We start from the raw sequence: 3347 nt of genomic DNA, 5'->3' as shown, positions 1-3347 counted from the left end.
CGCAATCCCTGATAAATCAACTACTTAGGCTATTTTTCTGGCATTAATTCCAGTGGCACACCTCTTGCGGAACACAGCGGGCAGGCGCATCAGCAGATGCCCGAGAAAAACATGCAACAGGAGACAACCATGGATACGACGGGTGACCTCGACCCTATCGAAACCGGTGAATGGATGGACGCGCTGGGCGCGGTCCAGCAGCACCGCGGCGGCGACCGCAGCAATTACCTGATCAACCGGCTGGTGGACCAGGGCCGGCGCGACGGTGTATACGTGCCGCGCTCCCTGACCACGGCGTACCGCAACACCATCCCGCCCGAACGCGAGGACAAAAGCCCCGGCGACCGTGCCATCGAGCACCGCCTGCGCTCCATCATCCGCTGGAACGCGATGGCGATCATCCTGCGGGCCAACAAGGACTCCAGCGAGCTCGGCGGCCACATCGCCAGCTTCCAGTCGGCAGCCACGCTGTACGACATCGGCTTTGGCCATTTCTGGCATGCGCCCACCGAGACCCATGGTGGGGATTTGCTGTTCATCCAGGGCCACAGCTCCCCCGGCATCTACGCACGCGCCTTCCTCGAAGGTCGGCTTACCGAGCAGCAACTGTTGGGCTACCGGCAGGAAACCGAAGGCAAGGGCATTCCCTCCTACCCGCACCCGTGGCTCATGCCCGACTTCTGGCAATTCCCCACCGTCTCGATGGGCCTGGGCCCGCTGATGGCCATCTACCAGGCGCGTTTCCTGAAGTACCTGCACGGCCGTGGCCTGGCCGACACGGCGCCGCGCAAGGTCTGGGCCTTCATGGGCGATGGCGAGATGGACGAGCCCGAATCGCTGGGCGCCATCTCGCTGGCCGGCCGCGAGAGCCTGGACAACCTGGTCTTCGTCATCAACTGCAACCTGCAGCGCCTGGACGGCCCGGTGCGCGGCAACGGCAAGATCATCCAGGAGCTTGAATCGGTGTTCCGGGGTGCTGGCTGGAATGTCATCAAGGTCGTGTGGGGCAGCGGCTGGGACGCCTTGCTCGCCAAGGACAAGAGCGGCAAGCTGCTGCAGCGCATGGAAGAGTGCGTGGACGGCGAATACCAGGACTTCAAGAGCAAGAGCGGCGCCTATGTGCGCGAGCACTTCTTCGGCAAATACGACGAAACCCGCGCGCTGGTCGCCGACATGAGCGACGACGAGATCTGGGGCCTTACCCGTGGCGGGCACGACCCCGAGAAGGTCTTTGCCGCCTACGCCGCCGCCGTGAAACACACCGGCCAGCCCACGCTGATCCTGCCCAAGACCGTGAAGGGCTACGGCATGGGCGAATCCGGCGAAGGCCAGATGATCGCCCACCAGGCCAAGAAGATGACGCAGGACGCGCTGCGCGGCTTCCGCGACCGCTTCCAGATCCCGGTGTCCGACGAAGACCTGCCCAAGATTCCCTTCATCAAGCTGCCGGAAGACAGCCCCGAGATGCAGTACCTGCGCGCGCGCCGTGCCGCACTGGGTGGCTATCTGCCGCAGCGCCGCCGCAAATCCACTGCGCTGGAGATTCCGCCACTGGCCAGCTTCGAGCGCCTGCTGAAGGACACCGGCGAGCGCGAGATCTCGACCACCATGGCCTTTGTGCAAATGCTCGGCACGCTGGTGCGCGACAAGAACATCGGCAAACACGTGGTGCCCATCGTGCCCGACGAGTCGCGCACCTTCGGCATGGAAGGCATGTTCCGCCAGCTCGGTATCTGGTCCTCGCTGGGCCAGCTGTACAAGCCGCAGGATGCCGACCAGCTGATGTACTACCGCGAGTCCAAGGACGGCCAGGTGCTGCAGGAAGGCATCAACGAAGGCGGCGCCATGTCCAGCTGGATCGTGGCGGCCACCTCGTACAGCACGAACAACGTGCCGATGATTCCGTTCTATATTTACTACTCGATGTTCGGGCTGCAGCGCGTGGGCGACCTGGCCTGGCTGGCCGGCGACATCCGCGCCCGCGGTTTCCTGCTGGGCGGCACGGCCGGGCGCACCACACTCAACGGCGAAGGCCTGCAGCACGAAGACGGCCACAGCCACATCCTGGCCGGCACCATCCCCAACTGCATCAGCTACGACCCGACCTTCGCCTACGAGGTGGTGGCCATCGTGCGCGACGGCATGCGCCGCATGTACGCCGAGCAGGAGGACGTGTACTACTACATCACCCTGATGAACGAGAACTACCCGCACCCCGGCATGCCCGAGGGCAGCGAGGCGGGCATTCTGAAGGGCCTGTACCAGCTCAGCGACGGTGGCAAGACGGCCAAGAAGGGCCACCGCGTGCAGCTCATGGGCAGCGGCACCATCCTGCGCGAGGTGATGTTCGCGGCCGAGCTGCCGAAGAGCGACTTCGGCATTGCCGCCGACGTGTGGAGCGCCACCAGCTACAACGAGCTGCGCCGCGACGGCATGGAGGCTGAGCGCTGGAGCCGGCTGCACCCCACCGAGCCGGCGCGCAAGAGCCATGTCGAGCAGTGCCTGGCCGGCCACGACGGCCCCGTCATTGCGGCCACCGACTACATGCGCAACTACGCCGACCAGGTGCGCGAGTACGTGCAGGCCGCCGGCCGGCGCTACACGGTGCTGGGCACCGACGGCTTTGGCCGCAGCGACTACCGCAAGAAGCTGCGCCGCTTCTTCGAGGTGGACCGCTGGCACGTGGCCGTGGCCGCGCTCAAGGCGCTCGCCGATGACGGCGTGATCAAGCACAGCGTGGTGGCCGAGGCCATTGCGAAGTACGGGCTCGATGCCGAGCGCGCAGCCCCCTGGACGGTGTGAGGCACAACATGAGCAACACAATCAACATCACGGTTCCCGACATCGGTGACTTCAAGGACGTGCCCGTCATCGAGATCTTCGTGAAGGTCGGTGACACGGTGAAGGCCGAGGACCCGCTGGTCTCGCTCGAATCGGACAAGGCCACGATGGACGTGCCTGCGCCGCGCGGTGGCGTGGTGGAGTCCATCGCTGTGCAGCTGGGCGACAAGGTCAGCGAAGGCAGCGTCATCATGGCGTTCAAGGCCGAGGGTGGTGCTGCGGCTGCCGCACCGGCCGAAGCCGCCAAACCCAGCGTGAGCGCCGCGCCGTCGGCCATCAGCGCGCCGGCCGGCGTGGCCGAGGTGCGCGTACCCGACATCGGCGACTTCAAGGACGTACCCGTCATCGAGATCTTCGTGAAGGTCGGCGACACGGTGAAGGCCGAGGACCCGCTGGTCTCGCTTGAGTCGGACAAAGCCACGATGGACGTGCCCGCCCCCCTGTCGGGCGTGGTGAAGGCCATCTCCATCCAGATCGGCGACAAGGTCAGTGAAGGCGCGGTGATC

2 protein-coding genes are annotated in these 3347 nt (G+C 65.4%); both read left to right on the top strand.

The annotated features are described in order from the left end of the window. Window positions 1–129: 129 nt before the first annotated feature. Window positions 130–2802, top strand: a complete 2673-nt coding sequence (gene aceE / locus VGF12_RS15440; RefSeq protein ID WP_331176931.1) for a pyruvate dehydrogenase (acetyl-transferring), homodimeric type — start codon at window positions 130–132, stop codon at window positions 2800–2802. Window positions 2803–2810: 8 nt separating this feature from the next. Then, window positions 2811–3347, top strand: a 537-nt coding sequence (locus VGF12_RS15435; protein ID WP_331176930.1) for a biotin/lipoyl-containing protein, incomplete at its 3' end; no start/stop codon positions are given.

Origin of the sequence: Roseateles sp. (genome assembly GCF_036404855.1) — a bacterium.
In the GTDB taxonomy this organism is placed as follows: Bacteria; Pseudomonadota; Gammaproteobacteria; order Burkholderiales; family Burkholderiaceae_C; genus Pelomonas.
Note: the sequence above shows the minus strand (reverse complement) of the source record. Positions and strands in the feature narration are given on the sequence as shown.

Excerpts from the sequence above, each read along its gene's own strand:
- aceE (WP_331176931.1), top strand. The coding sequence starts at position 130 with ATGGATACGACGGGTGACCTCGACCCTATCGAAACCGGTGAATGGATG.